The 15051-nt window shown below is 38.3% G+C and carries 12 protein-coding genes; 4 read left to right on the forward strand and 8 right to left on the reverse strand.

What is annotated here, in order from left to right:
* Both ACKWCD_RS01115 and ACKWCD_RS01120 read right to left on the reverse strand, forming a co-directional pair.
* A complete protein-coding gene (locus ACKWCD_RS01115) occupies positions 1–1431 on the reverse strand; it encodes an amidohydrolase family protein (protein ID WP_413982078.1) in 1431 nt (476 codons plus the stop codon).
* Positions 1432–1450: 19 nt separating this feature from the next.
* Complete coding sequence (locus ACKWCD_RS01120; RefSeq protein ID WP_413982079.1) at positions 1451–2218, reverse strand: CDP-alcohol phosphatidyltransferase family protein; 768 nt, start codon at positions 2216–2218, stop codon at positions 1451–1453.
* A gap of 135 nt (positions 2219–2353) precedes the next feature.
* Between ACKWCD_RS01120 and ACKWCD_RS01125 the strand changes: the two genes are divergently transcribed.
* Positions 2354–3610: an MFS transporter gene (locus ACKWCD_RS01125; RefSeq protein WP_413982080.1), complete on the forward strand. Its 1257-nt coding sequence runs from the start codon at positions 2354–2356 to the stop codon at positions 3608–3610.
* Here the strand turns inward: ACKWCD_RS01125 and ACKWCD_RS01130 are convergent.
* Entirely contained in the window at positions 3607–4188 is a 582-nt protein-coding gene (locus ACKWCD_RS01130) for a YdeI/OmpD-associated family protein (protein WP_413982081.1), read from the reverse strand. The two genes, ACKWCD_RS01125 and ACKWCD_RS01130, sit on opposite strands and share 4 nt — an antisense overlap.
* A gap of 98 nt (positions 4189–4286) precedes the next feature.
* Here ACKWCD_RS01130 and ACKWCD_RS01135 point away from each other — a divergent pair, with 98 nt between their 5' ends.
* Together ACKWCD_RS01135 and ACKWCD_RS01140 are read left to right on the forward strand one after the other, a co-directional pair.
* Positions 4287–7676: a ThuA domain-containing protein gene (locus tag ACKWCD_RS01135; protein ID WP_413982082.1), complete on the forward strand. Its 3390-nt coding sequence runs from the start codon at positions 4287–4289 to the stop codon at positions 7674–7676.
* 64 nt (positions 7677–7740) lie between these two features.
* Complete coding sequence (locus ACKWCD_RS01140) at positions 7741–8319, forward strand: M23 family metallopeptidase (protein WP_413982083.1); 579 nt, start codon at positions 7741–7743, stop codon at positions 8317–8319.
* On the opposite strand, the gene ACKWCD_RS01145 is transcribed toward ACKWCD_RS01140, so the two are convergent.
* Positions 8320–9024, reverse strand: a complete 705-nt coding sequence (locus ACKWCD_RS01145) for a hypothetical protein (protein ID WP_413982084.1) — start codon at positions 9022–9024, stop codon at positions 8320–8322.
* Between the two features lie 8 nt (positions 9025–9032).
* Positions 9033–12341 (reverse strand): T9SS type A sorting domain-containing protein, encoded by a 3309-nt coding sequence (locus ACKWCD_RS01150; protein WP_413982085.1) that lies wholly within the window; start codon positions 12339–12341, stop codon positions 9033–9035.
* A 136-nt stretch (positions 12342–12477) separates the two neighbouring features.
* On the opposite strand from ACKWCD_RS01150, the gene ACKWCD_RS01155 reads away from it, so the two are divergent.
* Positions 12478–12783, forward strand: a complete 306-nt coding sequence (locus ACKWCD_RS01155; RefSeq protein ID WP_413982086.1) for a hypothetical protein — start codon at positions 12478–12480, stop codon at positions 12781–12783.
* Here ACKWCD_RS01155 and ACKWCD_RS01160 read toward each other — a convergent pair.
* From ACKWCD_RS01160 to ACKWCD_RS01170, 3 genes are read right to left on the reverse strand one after another with little or no spacing between them, the layout of a single operon-like run.
* Complete coding sequence (locus ACKWCD_RS01160; RefSeq protein ID WP_413982087.1) at positions 12780–13229, reverse strand: GNAT family N-acetyltransferase; 450 nt, start codon at positions 13227–13229, stop codon at positions 12780–12782. The genes ACKWCD_RS01155 and ACKWCD_RS01160 overlap by 4 nt on opposite strands.
* Positions 13230–13241: 12 nt before the next feature.
* Entirely contained in the window at positions 13242–14156 is a 915-nt protein-coding gene (locus ACKWCD_RS01165) for a metallophosphatase (protein ID WP_413982088.1), read from the reverse strand.
* A 3-nt stretch (positions 14157–14159) separates the two neighbouring features.
* Complete coding sequence (locus tag ACKWCD_RS01170) at positions 14160–14924, reverse strand: 5'-nucleotidase C-terminal domain-containing protein (RefSeq protein WP_413982089.1); 765 nt, start codon at positions 14922–14924, stop codon at positions 14160–14162.
* Positions 14925–15051 lie beyond the last annotated feature (127 nt).

The following is a 15051-nucleotide window of genomic DNA, read 5'->3' on the forward strand; positions in this document are numbered from 1 at the left end:
TTACTCCCTCTTCAAAGGGGGAATTACTATTGCTGCTTTTAGAAGGGCTTCTAACTTTCCTTTTGAATGGATTTCTCCGTTTTTAATAACCATGTGAATCTTCTGTGTGTTTTCAATGTTATCTAAAGGATTCGCATATAAAAGTACTAAATCAGCTATTTTACCCTCGGAAATACTTCCATAGTCAATATTTTTTTGTAAAAACTTAGAACCATTGTACGCCGAGGTTTTTAGAGCATCTAAAGGTGAGATTCCGTTTGCGACCATTTCTTGTAATTCTTTGTGAAGCGAAATTCCGGGATAGGTATATGAGTTGTAGGCTCCGCTATCCGAACCAGCAAGTAACCCAACTCCGGCATCATTAAGGGATTTGGTTAATTTTCCAAAGAATACATCCAGAGCTTTTCTGTCAGCGATGGTCTTTTTCGAGGAATTCTTTACCCGATTGATACGACCCTCGTAGGTTTTGATAATTCCCTCACTCATATATTTGAGATAATCGTCACCGCTGTGGTCAACTTCATCTAAATAGCTCAATGTCTTGCCAATATGTAATGTGGGTACAACATATACTTGACGCTTACCTAAATGGGAGAAAGCCTTTTGTGCTGTGGAATCTTGATAGTGACTCATGAGCAGTGGCATGGCATCCCAAAAACCGATTTCTTCATTTTTTAATTGTTGGGTGACTTCTTTTTCATTGGAAGTACAACCTTTCATCACGTAATACAAATGCTCGATAGCATCAATTCCGGAATCTACGGCTTGATTTAGTTCTACGGTAAAAGGCATGTGTCCGGAAACTATGAGCCCTCGCTTTTCTGCTTCAACAATTGCTGCTAAATACATTTCTCCAGAAATTTTGCTATCATAGAGTTTTACGTAATCGCTAGGTATTCTTTGTAGTATATCTAAGGCGTTATTGACATCAATTTCATTTTCTACTTCTAAAGAACCTTCCCAAGTACCTGCTACGCCATCTATTTTTGGTCCTGAAGTAAATATCGTAGGCCCGACTAGACTTCCTTCAGCAATTTGTTTTCTCCAATCTAAAATAGCTGTAGTCAAATCTCCTCCTGCATCTCGAACTGTCGTTATTCCGTTAGCGATAAATAGATTTAAGAAATTCTTATTGGCAGCGATTAAACTATCTCCACCACGAAAATGGGTGTGGTTATCCCAGAATCCTGGTAAAACGAACTTTCCTGACGCATCGACGATTTTTTTGACTTCAAAGGAGTCTACTTTTTCTATGTCGGCAACTTTTATAATCCTTCCCTCAGAAATAAATATACTTTGCTTGGTAATGTTTCCCGTCTCTAAATCGATAATATTTCCATTTTGGATAACAAGGTCGAATTGTTCTTTTTCTTCCGAAGAACAACCCAAATTTAAGAAGATACAAAAGGCAATGAACAATAGATTTCGCATACCTGAAAAGTATGGAAAATTAGCGATTTATCAACCTGCGGATGGCAATAAATACGAGAATAAAAAAGGAATATCCGATAAAAAAGGGAATGATATAATTTTCCAAATCTAGAGCAAGCATTATCCCTATAAGTAATAATTGAAATCCTAATCCGAACGTAGAAACGGCTGTCATAAACCAATTGGGAAGGTTTTGAGCTTCTACAGCACCACGGTCAAGTCGGTATATAATCTTATCAAAGACCCCATAGAACAATGAGTAGAGTCCGAAAAGGATATTTACGTTGCGTTGTTTTTCACCTTTCAGAGCTTTAGGCGTCTCATTTTCAAAAACGCGACTTGTAGTATCTCCATTGTGTTTATTCCGAAGGATGACGTAGTAATAGTTATAAAGAGTGCCTTGCAACTGAATTCCGAAGAAAGCTAAAATAGTAAGTAATAAAGAGCCATCGGTCACATACCAAATAGTAATTAAGATCAAAAGATTTAAAATGATATCTGAAACGGAATCTAGATAGCGTCCAGTATATGAAGGCGTATTTTTGATTCTGGCTAATTCACCATCGGCAGCATCTAAAATAGACTTCAAAATCAGAAAAAAGGCGGTTGCCCAATAGTAATGATTTAGAATACAAGCAATTGCTATGAGTCCGGAAATGACAAATGCAATGGTGACATGAATAGGGGTGAAGGAAGTGTTTTTAAGGGATTGCGCAATCATTCTCGCAACGGGTCTTCCATAATCAGATAAATCCAAGAACTGATTTTCTTGGGGTAATTTTGACATAGCATTCAAGTTCTTGAAGAAAACCGGTAACGGAAACACGTTGGCCCAGTACACTCCACAGAACTTAGGTCAAAGGTAAGATTAAATTTACTTTAGAAGAAAGTGTTTCGTTGCTTCTTAGTATCTTCCGAAACTATGGATCAAAAAGCGCCTTGGTATTATTTACTTCTACTTATATTGGCAGGTGAGGCTGTATTCATACTTCCTTTTGTTTTGCCTCGAATTTTTAGACCAACGGTCTTAGATGTTTTTCAATTAGATAACGTGCAATGGGGTTTGGCGGGTTCTGTCTACGGAATAGTTGCTGTGGTTTCCTATTTATTAGGAGGTCCATTAGCCGACAAATACCCACCAAGAAAACTAATGGCCATTGCACTTTGGATGACTGCCTTAGGAGGATTGGTTTTTGCTACTTTTCCTAGTTTTAGAGTACTTCAGGTCTTGTTTGGCTATTGGGGCTTTACCACCATATTTCTTTTTTGGGCTCCGATGATTAAGGCAACTCGGGTTTGGGGTGGTACAAGTTCTCAAGGAAAAGCTTTTGGATTGCTAGATGGCGGTCGCGGACTTACAGGTTTTCTATTTGGACTTTTAGGAGTTGTAATCTTCTCCATATTTATTTCTGATAATATCGAAACTGCTTCGCTTTTAGAAAGACAGGAAGCTTTTAAATATGTGATTTACGTTTCCACGATAATCATAACCGTAATTGGAATTTTGACTTGGTTTTTTATGAAATCAGGAATTGATGAAAAGGAGATTTTGTTAGAACGAATCTCTGTGAGTCAGATTGTTTCTGTTTTAAAACTTCCGTCCGTAGTGTTGCTTATGGTAATTATACTATGTGCTTACGTTGGTTACAAGATAACAGATATTTTATCGCAATATGCCAACGAGGTGATGTTGTATAATCAGGTAAAATCTGCCCAAGTAGGCACTTTTTTACAATTTTTAAGACCGACAACAGGCATTTTACTAGGCTTGTTAGTCGATCGATTCAAAATTAGCTTTGTTCTGATTTTGAGTTTCGTTGCTTGCATCTTAGGGGGTGTTTTGTTCGCAAGCGGAATTATCGAACCTTCATCCACAGCTTTGTTTTTTCTTTCAGTTGTGATTATCGCTGTGGGAGTATATTCTGCGAGGGCATTGTATTTTGCTGTGATGCAGGAAGGTAAAATTCCATTAGTACTGACAGGAACAGCGGTTGGTTTAATTTCTCTAGTTGGATATACACCAGATATTTTTGCTAGTGCTACTTTTGGTTATTTACTAGATGCGCATCCAAAAAGTGAACTAGGCTTTCAAAATGTCTTTTGGATGCTCACCGGGTTTTCTATTGTTGGCTGTATTGCTGCGGTAATCTATTATCGCATCTATGGCAGAGAAAACTAACTCCCCCAACCACCGCGAGCTTTAATATTTTCAGCGCAAAGGTTAACGATTTCAACAATCCTTCTTTGACGAGTTTCCTTCCGCTTGGCTTGATTTAGGTAGTATAAATAACTCTTTCGCTGTCCGCGTGTAAAGTTTTGAAAGTTGGTGAAAGCATTCGGATTTTTATCAAAGGCGTCTTTCAATTCCTTGGGTATAACTCCATTTTCAACGTCATCTAAAGAAGTCCAAGAACCATTCTTCTTGGCCACTTTTATAGATTCCAATCCGCTCTTATGCATTAATCCGTTTTTCCTGAGATCTTTAATATGGTCTTTATTGACTTTGCTCCAAACACTTTTAGGTTTTCTGGGGCAGAAGTATTGTCTGCGTTTTCCAGGACCAATGTTTTTGACGGTACTATCAATCCACCCGTAGCATAAGGCAACGCGAACCGCTTCTTCCCAACGCATGCTTTCGTTTTTATGAGATACTGCATAGAAAATTAGGTAAATACCCTCTTTTTGTACGTGATTGTCATGTAACCAATTGCGCCAGTCGGTATCATTTTTAAAATAAAGCGCTTCGATTTCCTTCATTTTACTAACTATTTTGATAAAAATAGCATATAAATACTGATGTTTTAATGGGATTCATTTGTTATTTTTAAAGACTTAATTAACGAACAAGCATATAAATGAAAAAAATAGCAATCGTTGTAATTATAATCTTCGGATTGATACTAGGAAGTTGCAGTAATAAGCGAGATGGAAAACCTAAAGTTCTGGTGTTTTCTAAAACTATGGGTTTTAAGCATGCCTCAATTCCCGCGGGGATAGCAGCCATACAAAAGCTTGGTGTGGAGAATGGTTTCGAAGTTGATACCACCAAAAATGCGGAGCTATTCAACGAAGAAAACCTTGAGCAATATTCTTCAATAATCTTCTTAAGTACAACTATGAATGTGCTCGATCACATGCAAGAAGCTGCTTTCGAACGCTATATTCAATCAGGTGGTGGTTATGTTGGTATTCATGCAGCCGCTGATACGGAGTATGATTGGGGATGGTATAACAAACTTGTTGGGGCACAGTTCTTAAGCCACCCTTCGGGCACTCCAGAAGCCGACTTTATTATAAAAGACAATAGTTTCATAGCAACCAAACACTTTACTGATTCCGTTTGGCACAGGGAAGATGAACTTTATAATTATAAAAAAATCAACCCAGATGTGAATGTTTTAATGACCGTTGATGAATCTACTTATGAAGGTGGGGAAAACGGAGATTTTCATCCCATTGCGTGGTATCATGAATTTGATGGTGGTAGAGCATTCTATACGGGAGCTGGTCATACAGATGAAAGTTATGTAGAGGAAAATTTTCTAAAACATTTGTTAGGGGGAATTCAATATGCTATAGGTGAAAATCTCAATTTAGATTATAGCAAGGCAGTTTCTCAAATACCTCCAGATATTGATCGTTTTTCAAAAGTGAAATTAAGTGAAGGTAAGTTTTACGAACCTACTGAAATGACCATTTTACCAAATAATGATGTGTTGATAGGGCAACGTCATGGTGAAATATTGCTCTACAAAGCGGAGACAAAAGAATTAACTGAAGTTGCAAAATTAGATGTCTATGATAAAACTTTAAATACTCCTGGTGTAAATGCAGAGGAAGGCTTAATGGGCTTGCAAAAAGATCCTGATTTCGCTACCAATAATTGGGTTTATGTATACTACGCACCTACTGGCGATGAGGAAGTCAACCGTTTATCGCGTTTTAAGTATACCGATGGTAAGTTCGATTTGACATCTGAACAAAAAATTATCGATGTGTATTCACAAAGAGAGATCTGCTGCCATACGGGTGGATCAATTGCTTTTGGTGGTGATGGACTTTTATACCTTTCTACCGGAGACAATTCAACGCCCTTTAACGAAAGGGGAGCTAAGTATGTCAACGATGGTTATGCACCATTAAATGACCTTCCAGGAAAACAGCAATACGACGCTAGGCGATCATCTGGTAATACAAATGATTTAAGGGGAAAAATTCTGCGCATTAGGGTGAATGAAGATGGAAGTTATGATATCCCAGAGGGGAATTTATTTGCAAAAGGTACAGATAAGACGAGACCTGAGATTTATACCATGGGACATCGTAATCCGTATCGTATTTCGGTAGATTCTAAAAGAGGATATGTCTATTGGGGTGATGTTGGTCCTGATGCTCGTGAAGATAAGCTAGATTCAAGAGGTCCGAGAGGTTATGATGAAATGAATCAGGCAAGATCCGCCGGAAATTTTGGGTGGCCTCTATTTATTGGTGATAACAAACCTTACAAAGATTATGATTATGCCACAGGTGAAAGTGGAGCGACCTTCGATCCTGAAAAGCCTATCAACGACTCTAAAAACAATACAGGTTTGACAGAATTGCCACCCGCGCAGCCCGCATATGTTTTTTATCCCTATGGGGAGACAACAGAATTTCCGCAGGTAAATAGTGGAGGTAGAAACGCTATGGCAGGACCTACGTATTACTCCGATGAATTTCCCAATGGAGGCGGTTTACCTAGCTATTATGACGGAAAGGTTATTATATATGAATGGATGCGTGGTTGGATGATGGCAGTGAGTCTTTTCGAAGACGGTACTGTAAATAAAATGGAACCTTTTGCCTCTGACATCAAAGTGAGTAATTTAATTGATATGGAAATGGGCCCAGATGGCCGAATGTATTTATTGGAGTATGGTAGTGCATGGTTTTCGGCAAATGATGATTCTGGATTGAGCTATGTGGAATTTAATGGTGGTAATCGTCCACCTGTGATAGATAATATGATCGTTGATAAGACTTCAGGAAAACTTCCATTGACCGTCAATGCCAGTGTCGAAGCTAGAGATCGTGAGAAAGACGCCGTGAGTTATATCTGGGATTTAGGCAATGGAGAAACCAAGGAAACTACGGAGCCTAAAATTACGCACACCTATGCTGATGCAGGAGACTATAAAATATCTGTTGAGGTAAAAGATGTTGCAGGGGAATCTGCAAAGAGTCAAATGGTTTCGGTAGTCGCTGGAAATGCTAGGCCAGAAGTGGCTATTGATATAAAAGGTGGTAATTCCTCCTTCTTTGTTCCTGGTCAGCCCGTAAATTATGAGGTGTCGGTTGCTGATGCGGAAGGAGAAATTGATGCCTCTAATATTTATGTTTCAGTGGATTATTTAGAGGGAATGGACAAGGTTGCCATGTCTCTTGGTCATCAGCAAGTCTCCGCAGCGGTAACTGGTAAGGCTCTTACCCTTGGAATGGATTGTAAATCATGCCATAAGGAAGCAGAAGCCTCTATTGGACCAAACTACTTGGAAATTGCCCAAAAATATAAAGATGACAAGGGGGCAACGACGTATCTGCAGAAGAAAATTAAAGAAGGTGGTTCAGGTGTTTGGGGTGATGTTATGATGGCAGCTCATCCAAACATTTCTTCTGATGATACCCGTCAAATAGCCACTTATATTATGTCACTGGCAGGTGATGGAAACAAGAAACTTTCTTTGCCTCCAAAAGGCACTGTTGTAGCTGAAGCTGCCGCTCCTGGTCACGTGATGGTGTTAACTGCAAGTTATACAGATCAAGGGGCAGAAGGCGCTGCGCCTTTGACTGGCTCTAAATCCGTTGCATTATCTAGTAATACCGTTTTGTTCAATGATCAGATGAATACTGATGGAATGCAGTCTGTAGCCTTTAATGGAATGGACTTATTATTGTTAACCGGAGGCAAAGGATGGTTTGAATTGGAGAACATAGACCTTTCAGGTGTGAAAGCAGTTGTTATTGCCGCTGGATGGCAAGAAGCGCCAAAAGTGGCTTATGATTTTGAGGTAAGAGCAAACGCACCGGATGGAGAGATCATCGGAAAGGGCAGAATGGATACGCCCCCTGCTGGAGCACCTGGTGGAGCGGCCGTAGTTCCGTTATCAGGAAAAGTTGATGGTAAAACCAATTTGTATATAACTTATGCTGTTGAAGAAGGGAAAACTCCGGCTCAAATTGCATTGGTTAATGCTACTTTTAATTAAGTAGGTATCTTCTTAAAAATATAGCATCCGCTTTTTGTCGGATGCTTTTTTTATATTCGATCATATGATTACGAACACCACAAGACGTTTTTGGTATGGCTTATTGATGTCAATGGCATTTTTGGTGCGTAATCGGAGTATGAGAAAATGGTTTTGGGTGCCTTTAGTTCTAATTGGGATAGGGTTTTTGTTACCTCAAAATATGATTATTCCTGTAAAAGATGCTACGACCAAAAGCTGGGATGATGAATCGTTTTGGGCATATCCTTGGGGTACTTCAATTACACATAAAGGAATCGATATTTTTGCAGATAAGGGAACGGACATTGTCGCCGCAACAAACGGAATTGTAGTCTATACGTATGAAGGCGGAAAAGGAGGGAAGTCCGTAATGGTTCTAGGTCCCAAATGGCGTTTTCATTATTATGCGCACATGGATGAAATAAAAACCTTTGTTTTCAAACCCCTAAAAAGAGGAACCGTTATTGGTACAGTCGGCAATACCGGAAATGCTATAAATACGCCACCGCATTTACACTATGCAATTACAACGCCGTTTCCATATCCGAATTTATATGATGATGAATCGGTTCAGGGGTGGAAGCGTATGTTTTATTTAAATCCTGATATTTGGCTAAGGTGACTATAGCACGCTAAAACTAAATACTTCAGATATTGAGGTATTATTCGTTTCATCGTTGGTCTTTACCATCCAGAAATAGGTGTTTCCTGAAAGCACATCTACATCAAGGCTTGAATCGATAAAGACACCTTTGCCCTCCAATAGATTTTTATCGATTCCAAAGAAAACCTCATAATCCTTAATGTCATTATCGATATCTGAAACTTCCCATTGAAGTGTTATTTTTCCAGCTGCTGCAGTAACCTCTGCGCCATCTGCTGGTGCAATAGCCTCTGCAGAAAAAGGAACATGGTTTACTATTCCTGGAGCCGCATTAAAAAATTGAAACGTTTCACTTGTTGCTGTTATCTGGCTTTCCTCTGATTTTGAGATTACGTACCATTCATAAGCTGTGCCGCGCTCGAGTGTAATTTCTTTGGAATTTTTTGTTGCATCAAAGTTAGAAGTCTCAGCGGCTTCAGTATTGGTCAGCGCCACCTCATAAGAATCAGTATTTTCAGAAGCATTCCATCGAAAAACCACTCTGCTTTGCGTCTCACTTAAAATTGTTCCTTCGTTACATTCTGTGTTATCCTCAGGAAATATCAACGTTGCTGCTGTTGGATCTTCAACAATCTCAGGTATTGGATCAACGGTAGGGTTCGAGGTACATGCGGTTAAAAGAACCACAAGTAATAAGAATGAAAAATGATATTTAAATTTCATAGGGAGAATTATTTTTTGATGATTTTACGCATGCTATTTTGTGATTCTGTAGTAATGATAATCGTATAAATACCAGGAAGTAGTCCATCCATATTGATGTTCACGGTTCTTCCCTCTGGTTCTTCCATTTTTTCTAGAACCCTCGTTCCGTTTTGTGAAAACAGTGTGACCAAGACTTCTTTATCTATATTATTTGAGGGTAGTAAAATAGAAACATCCCCATTTTCTACAGGATTCGGAAATATCGAGATACTATCATAGGTAGCTAAGAGCATCTCTTCATAAACCCCTTGACATTCCTTATCCGTTTTCACACTAATACTATTTTCAACTTTGGAAAGGGGTAAAGTGATTTCACCTTCAGATGTGGAATATTCCGTTCCGTTCACATTGATGAAGTATTTTGTACTTCCTTTAAGACTTAAGGAGACTGTTTTACCTGAATCATCGATTTTTGAATCTACTTCAAGACCATCAGGTTCAGAAATTTGAATATTAAAACATCTTTGATAATCAGGCTCATCTGCGACTGTAATACAAAGCTCGTAGGACCCCGCTTCCAAATCAGCGAAATTTGTAAAGGTTCTAAATTCTTTGGATTCATTAACTGCTCCTCCAACCAAAGTTGCCGTATAATCAAGGTTTTCTTCAGCTCTCAACAGAATATTTCCGTTGTTGCTAGAGGCGCACGATTCCCCGGTGGCTTCAATAATGAAGTTATCTACAGGTAAAGTGAAGTCTAAGCAGTCTTCACTCTCTATCGTCACTATTGATTGCAAAGTACAGCCGTTCGCATGTGCCACCCAAATACTGTAGGTTCCAGCATTTAAACCACTGAATGTACTTTCTAGTGATAAGTTTGAAACATCAAAATTTTCGCCAATGCTATAAAGATATTCACCTGGGTTGTCAATTACTACGGTAATGCTTCCGTTGGCATTCTCGCAAGATGCTTTGCTGACAGTAAATTCAGGAGTGATAGGTTGCCCTTGACTAATGTCGAAGACTAGATAATTAGTACATCCATAACTATCTCTAACACTTCCTGAGTATGTGCCAGGAGCTAAATTTTCGAAAGTATTTTGTTGGCCATAAGATATGCCGTCAATTGAAAATTTATATGGAGGGATTCCTCCTAATGCTTCAATGGTAGCGCTGCCATTATTACTTTCATAACAATTGATATAATTAACTGTAATTGTCGCATCTAATGGCTCAGGTTCAGAAATTATAATTTGATTGCTCTGTGCCTGATTCGCATCAGCGTCAGAAACAATCACGTAATAACTACCTGGTGGAAGGTTTTGAAAAATATTAGCGGCTCCGCTTACCAGAAGTGCCCCGTTATTTGAATCGAAAAGTTCGTAAGTATATACTCCGGTTCCTCCACTGGCTACAACTTCCAATGATGCATCATTTGCGCCGTAACAGGTATTATCACTAGTTTGTGCAATAGAAACCTCAACGGGAGTCACCTGTATTTGGTCGGTATGTTTGGCGTAAAAAACATCAATAGTGCCATCATTGTATTCGATATTTACTCGAAACTCTTTTTTTTGTGTGATGTTATAAGATAAGTTCGTCGGACTTGAAGAAACATAATACCAATTGCAGGCCATCATATCGTTTGCACAACTCTCATCTGTTGCGGCGCAACTATTTTCGTCTAATATTTGCCAAGTAACTCCATTAATATTTGGATTTTCATTTAGAGTAACCAATTTGAAATCACTCGTTCCGCTCATATGGAACCTTACTAAGTTTTCACCATTGGTTGGGCATATGTCAACTCTACTTGCAATTTCTAAGAAAGGATTCTCCAATTTTTCTAAGGCGTCATCAATTCCGTCATTATCACTATCAGAATTAACGGGATTGTAACTTTCGGTTTCATATTCAATCAAGTTGCTCAAGCCGTCTTCGTCGCAATCCAATGTCATCCATTCTTCATTTGGCACAGCGTTTTGGTTCTCCCAAACAAAATCACAATTATCATTTAAATTGGTGCCGTCAGCTATTTCTACTTCATCAACCACTCCATCTCCATCAGTATCAATCATAAAGGAATAAACCGCCCCCGAGTGATTTGCAGCAGTGGAAGGATCGTCCACTTCTGGAACGTGTTCACCTAGACTGTCTTCACCTTCGGCTCCAACCAATAATGTACTTGGAGTTAGTGCAACAGAAATACCAAAATTATCCCCAGCGCCTATGTTCGAAGAGATTAGTCGTTTTTTTTCTGACCAAAGATTTCCTTCCTTCTCAAGATAATATGCTTTGCCAGAATGGAGGCCGTTTGATGAATGATTTAATGCACCAATTAAAATTCTGTCTCCTTCTAAATCAAATGATTTACCAAAATTTCCAGAATTATAATTGCTTATTGGATCCGTTGTGCGCAACTCTTGAATTTCGTTCCAGTTATCACCAGTCTTATCAAAAATAATCACAGAATGAACTCCGCCGACGGCAATTCTTTTGTTTGAAATGTCCACAACTGGCTCAAAACCCGTTCGGTGAAGTGAATTTTGATTATAAACAAGTTCACTTTGAAAAGACCAGCTATTCGCCAAGTTCTCGTAGACATAAATTTTTTCATGTTCAGAAATTACCAAAAATTCATTTTCTATCGACAAAGAGGTGCCAAATCCATCAGAGATATTATTTTGAGGAGCATTAAGTTTTTGCGTTTCTTGCCAAACTCCATTTAGTTTTTGGAAAATATAAACCGCTCCCGCATTCTGAAATTCACCATCATGGCCTGGGGAGCCAACTATAATGAAATTTCCGTCTAGTGCAACCGAGGAACCAAAAAAATCCGAACTTCCTGAATCGGAAGGAATAAGCTTGGCGACTTGTGTCCAGGTACCGTTCATATTTTCGAATACAAATACAGCACCTGCACTTTCAACACCATTTTCATTAAAGCGATAGGCTCCTACTACGATGATATTTTCTTTAATGGCTACTGAATGTCCAAAATAATCCTTGGATTGAGTGTCGGGTCCAAAAAGTTTTTCCTTTTTTATCCAGGCTGTTTCTTCGCGCTCAAATATATAGATTCCGCCAGAAGATCCAGATAGGTTAAACTCTCCAGGTGCGCCAACCACAAGCTTATTGTCATGATATGCCATACTTCTTCCAAAATTTCTGTAGCTACCTGTTCTAGAATCTGGTTTTAGAAAATCTTCTTGGATATATTTCAATTCTTGCGAGAAACAGGACATACCAGAATAAAATAGAACGAATATCAATAAGGCATTTTGTTTGAATTTAATAGGAAAAAAGATTGAACGGAAAAATAAAAACTTCTTCATAAGATTGGGAGTATAGGCTGGCTAGGGTCTTGTGTTATATAGTTTGGTCTTCTTCTAACGAAAAATAGAACCGCTTATTCTGTAAGAATTCACATTATCTTTGTAAGTGATGTGTAGCTCTTAAAATTTGTTGTGAATGCCCATGATACAAACATATTCAGAGTTTTTAGAAACCCTTAAAAATGACGGCCCAGAAGCCTATTGGCCAGAAGTCTTGATTTCACTTTGGTATGATGCAAAGGGAAATTGGGAAGCTGCCCATGACATTGTAGACGGAATGAACAATGCAACCGCTAAATGGGTCCATGCTTATCTGCACCGCAAAGAAGGCGATGACTGGAACGCTGGTTATTGGTATCGTCAAGCGGGAAAAGACTTTCCAAATACTACATTAGAGAATGAACATCGAGAAATTGTACAGTTTATCTTGGAAAAATTTTAAAGCTTTTTCTCGAAACAAACGCTATTCTCGATCCCTATATATTGACCATAATTGGCTATTCTTCGATACCCATTCTTTTCGTAAAGGGCAATTGCTTCTGGTTGTCTTTTACCAGTTTCTAAAACGCATCGGGTGTTACCTAATTCAAATACCCATTGTTCTAGAGCATCCAAGATCTTTGTGGCATACCTTTTTCCACGTTCAGTGGGTGGAACATACATGCGTTTGACTTCCATCGAAGTATCGTCAAATGTCTTGATCGCCCCGCATCCGACAGGAATTTCATTTTTATATAAAACAACAACATGATTGAGATTGTCAATACTATTGAATTGGTGATAAAATGCATGTTCATCGCCGTCTCGCGCACCTAAATCCGCATCCAGTTGAGCGACTAGGCTTATAAAGTCAGGATTTTTAGAATCGGTTCTCAGTAAATTAATCATCGTAGGCAAATATCAAACTGTAATGGAAACTCCGTTTGCGCTAGTATTCTTCATGTCATCAAAATAGAAATCAATTCGCCCCAGGTTTATTCCAAAGCAACCTACTTGATTTACTAATACTTCTTTGTCCTTATTATTTCTAGCAATGGTGGGTTTATCTAAAAATGTATGGGTATGTCCGCCAATAATTAAATCGGTATGATTCGTTTTTTTTGCAAGCGTAAGATCATCAGGTTTTTGTCTTTCAGATTTGTAAGCATAACCTAAGTGCGACAAGCAGATTACCAGATCACATTTTTCATCTTCTTTGAGCATACGCTCTGAATCCAATGCGACCTCAAAAGGGTCTAAATAAACTGTTTCTTGATATAGAGTTTTGGTTACCAGTCCTTTAAGTTGAATTCCGATGCCATAAACACCAATTTTTAATCCATTTAGGGTATAGATTTTATAAGGTTTGGTAAACCCATCTAAAAGTGTGTTGCTAAAATCATAATTGGCACTTAATAGTTCAAATTTAGCATGAGGTAATTGGGCTACTAAACCTGAAATGCCATTATCAAAATCATGATTTCCAATAGTAGCGGCATCGTATTTTAGCATGCTCATTAGCTTGAATTCTAATTCACCTCCAAAGAAATTAAAATAAGGAGTGCCTTGAAAAATATCTCCCGCATCAAATAGTAATGTATTCTCATTTTCTTTTCTAATAGAATCGACAAGGGCAGCTCTGCGAGCCATACCTCCTAAATTGGGGTATCTCGAATGATTTTTAGGAAAGGTATCAATATGACTATGAACATCATTGGTATGCAAAATGGTAATGTGTTTTTTGGAATTCCTTTTACAAGAACTCAATGGAATACCACCCAACCCAACCAAAGTAGAGCTTGCAGTAACATCTTTTATAAATTTTCTTCTGCTCATGGCTTAGTTGATTTTATAAAATCGATTATCTACTTCTGCATGTATGGTATCTGCTTTTTTAAAGTGATCAATCATCGCATTTCGTATCAAGTAATCGGTATCTGTTGCATCAATCATGTTTTTAAAGAACCCCATATTGTCTCCTCCGGTAACTAAGTAGTTCGAAGTAGCAACGTAGTAATTTCGCTTCTCGTCAAAGACTTTTCCTTGGATTTTAATAGATTGCAATTCATCCTTTTTGTTGATTACAATTTGCATGCCGGCAATAGGGTGCGCTCTGTTAGAATGTATTAAGAATTCAACCATTTTAAGTACCGATTTCCCACTTAATTCAACAACCACAACTGAATTCTCAAATGGCATTACTTCATATGCTGTTCGCGCGGATACATTTCCTTTTGATATGGCAGAGCGAATTCCTCCATGATTGAGTAATACAAAATCAATGTCTTTTCCAGTACGGGATTTATAGATTGGGTTGGCTTCCTTTAAGACGATATCGGCCATAAGATTACCAGCTGAAGTATTGTACTTGCCATCTTCTTTGGTAAGTACCGCTGGGGCATAGGCCAGAGCACTATCTAATACTTGATTAACTCTATTGCGATAAGGGGCTACGAATTTTTCAATGGAATCAACTTCAATAAAAGTACTGTCAATGGGCACTTGTTTGGCATTAATTTTGGAGAGGATAGTAGAGGGTTCTTTACAGGAGGAAAAAATGAGTAGAGTTACAATTATAACAAATTGTTGTATTTTTAAATTCATAATCCTTTTTATCTTGCGACCGAAAATGTGTGTTGATATTCTTTACATTTGTGAAGAACTCGGCTCTACTTTTTAAATTGAAGCGAAAATCAGCAATTTTGTGTTCAGTGAAAGACTTTTTGGAGTT

Source organism: Maribacter taeanensis (assembly GCF_047345145.1).
Lineage (GTDB): Bacteria > Bacteroidota > Bacteroidia > Flavobacteriales > Flavobacteriaceae > Maribacter_C.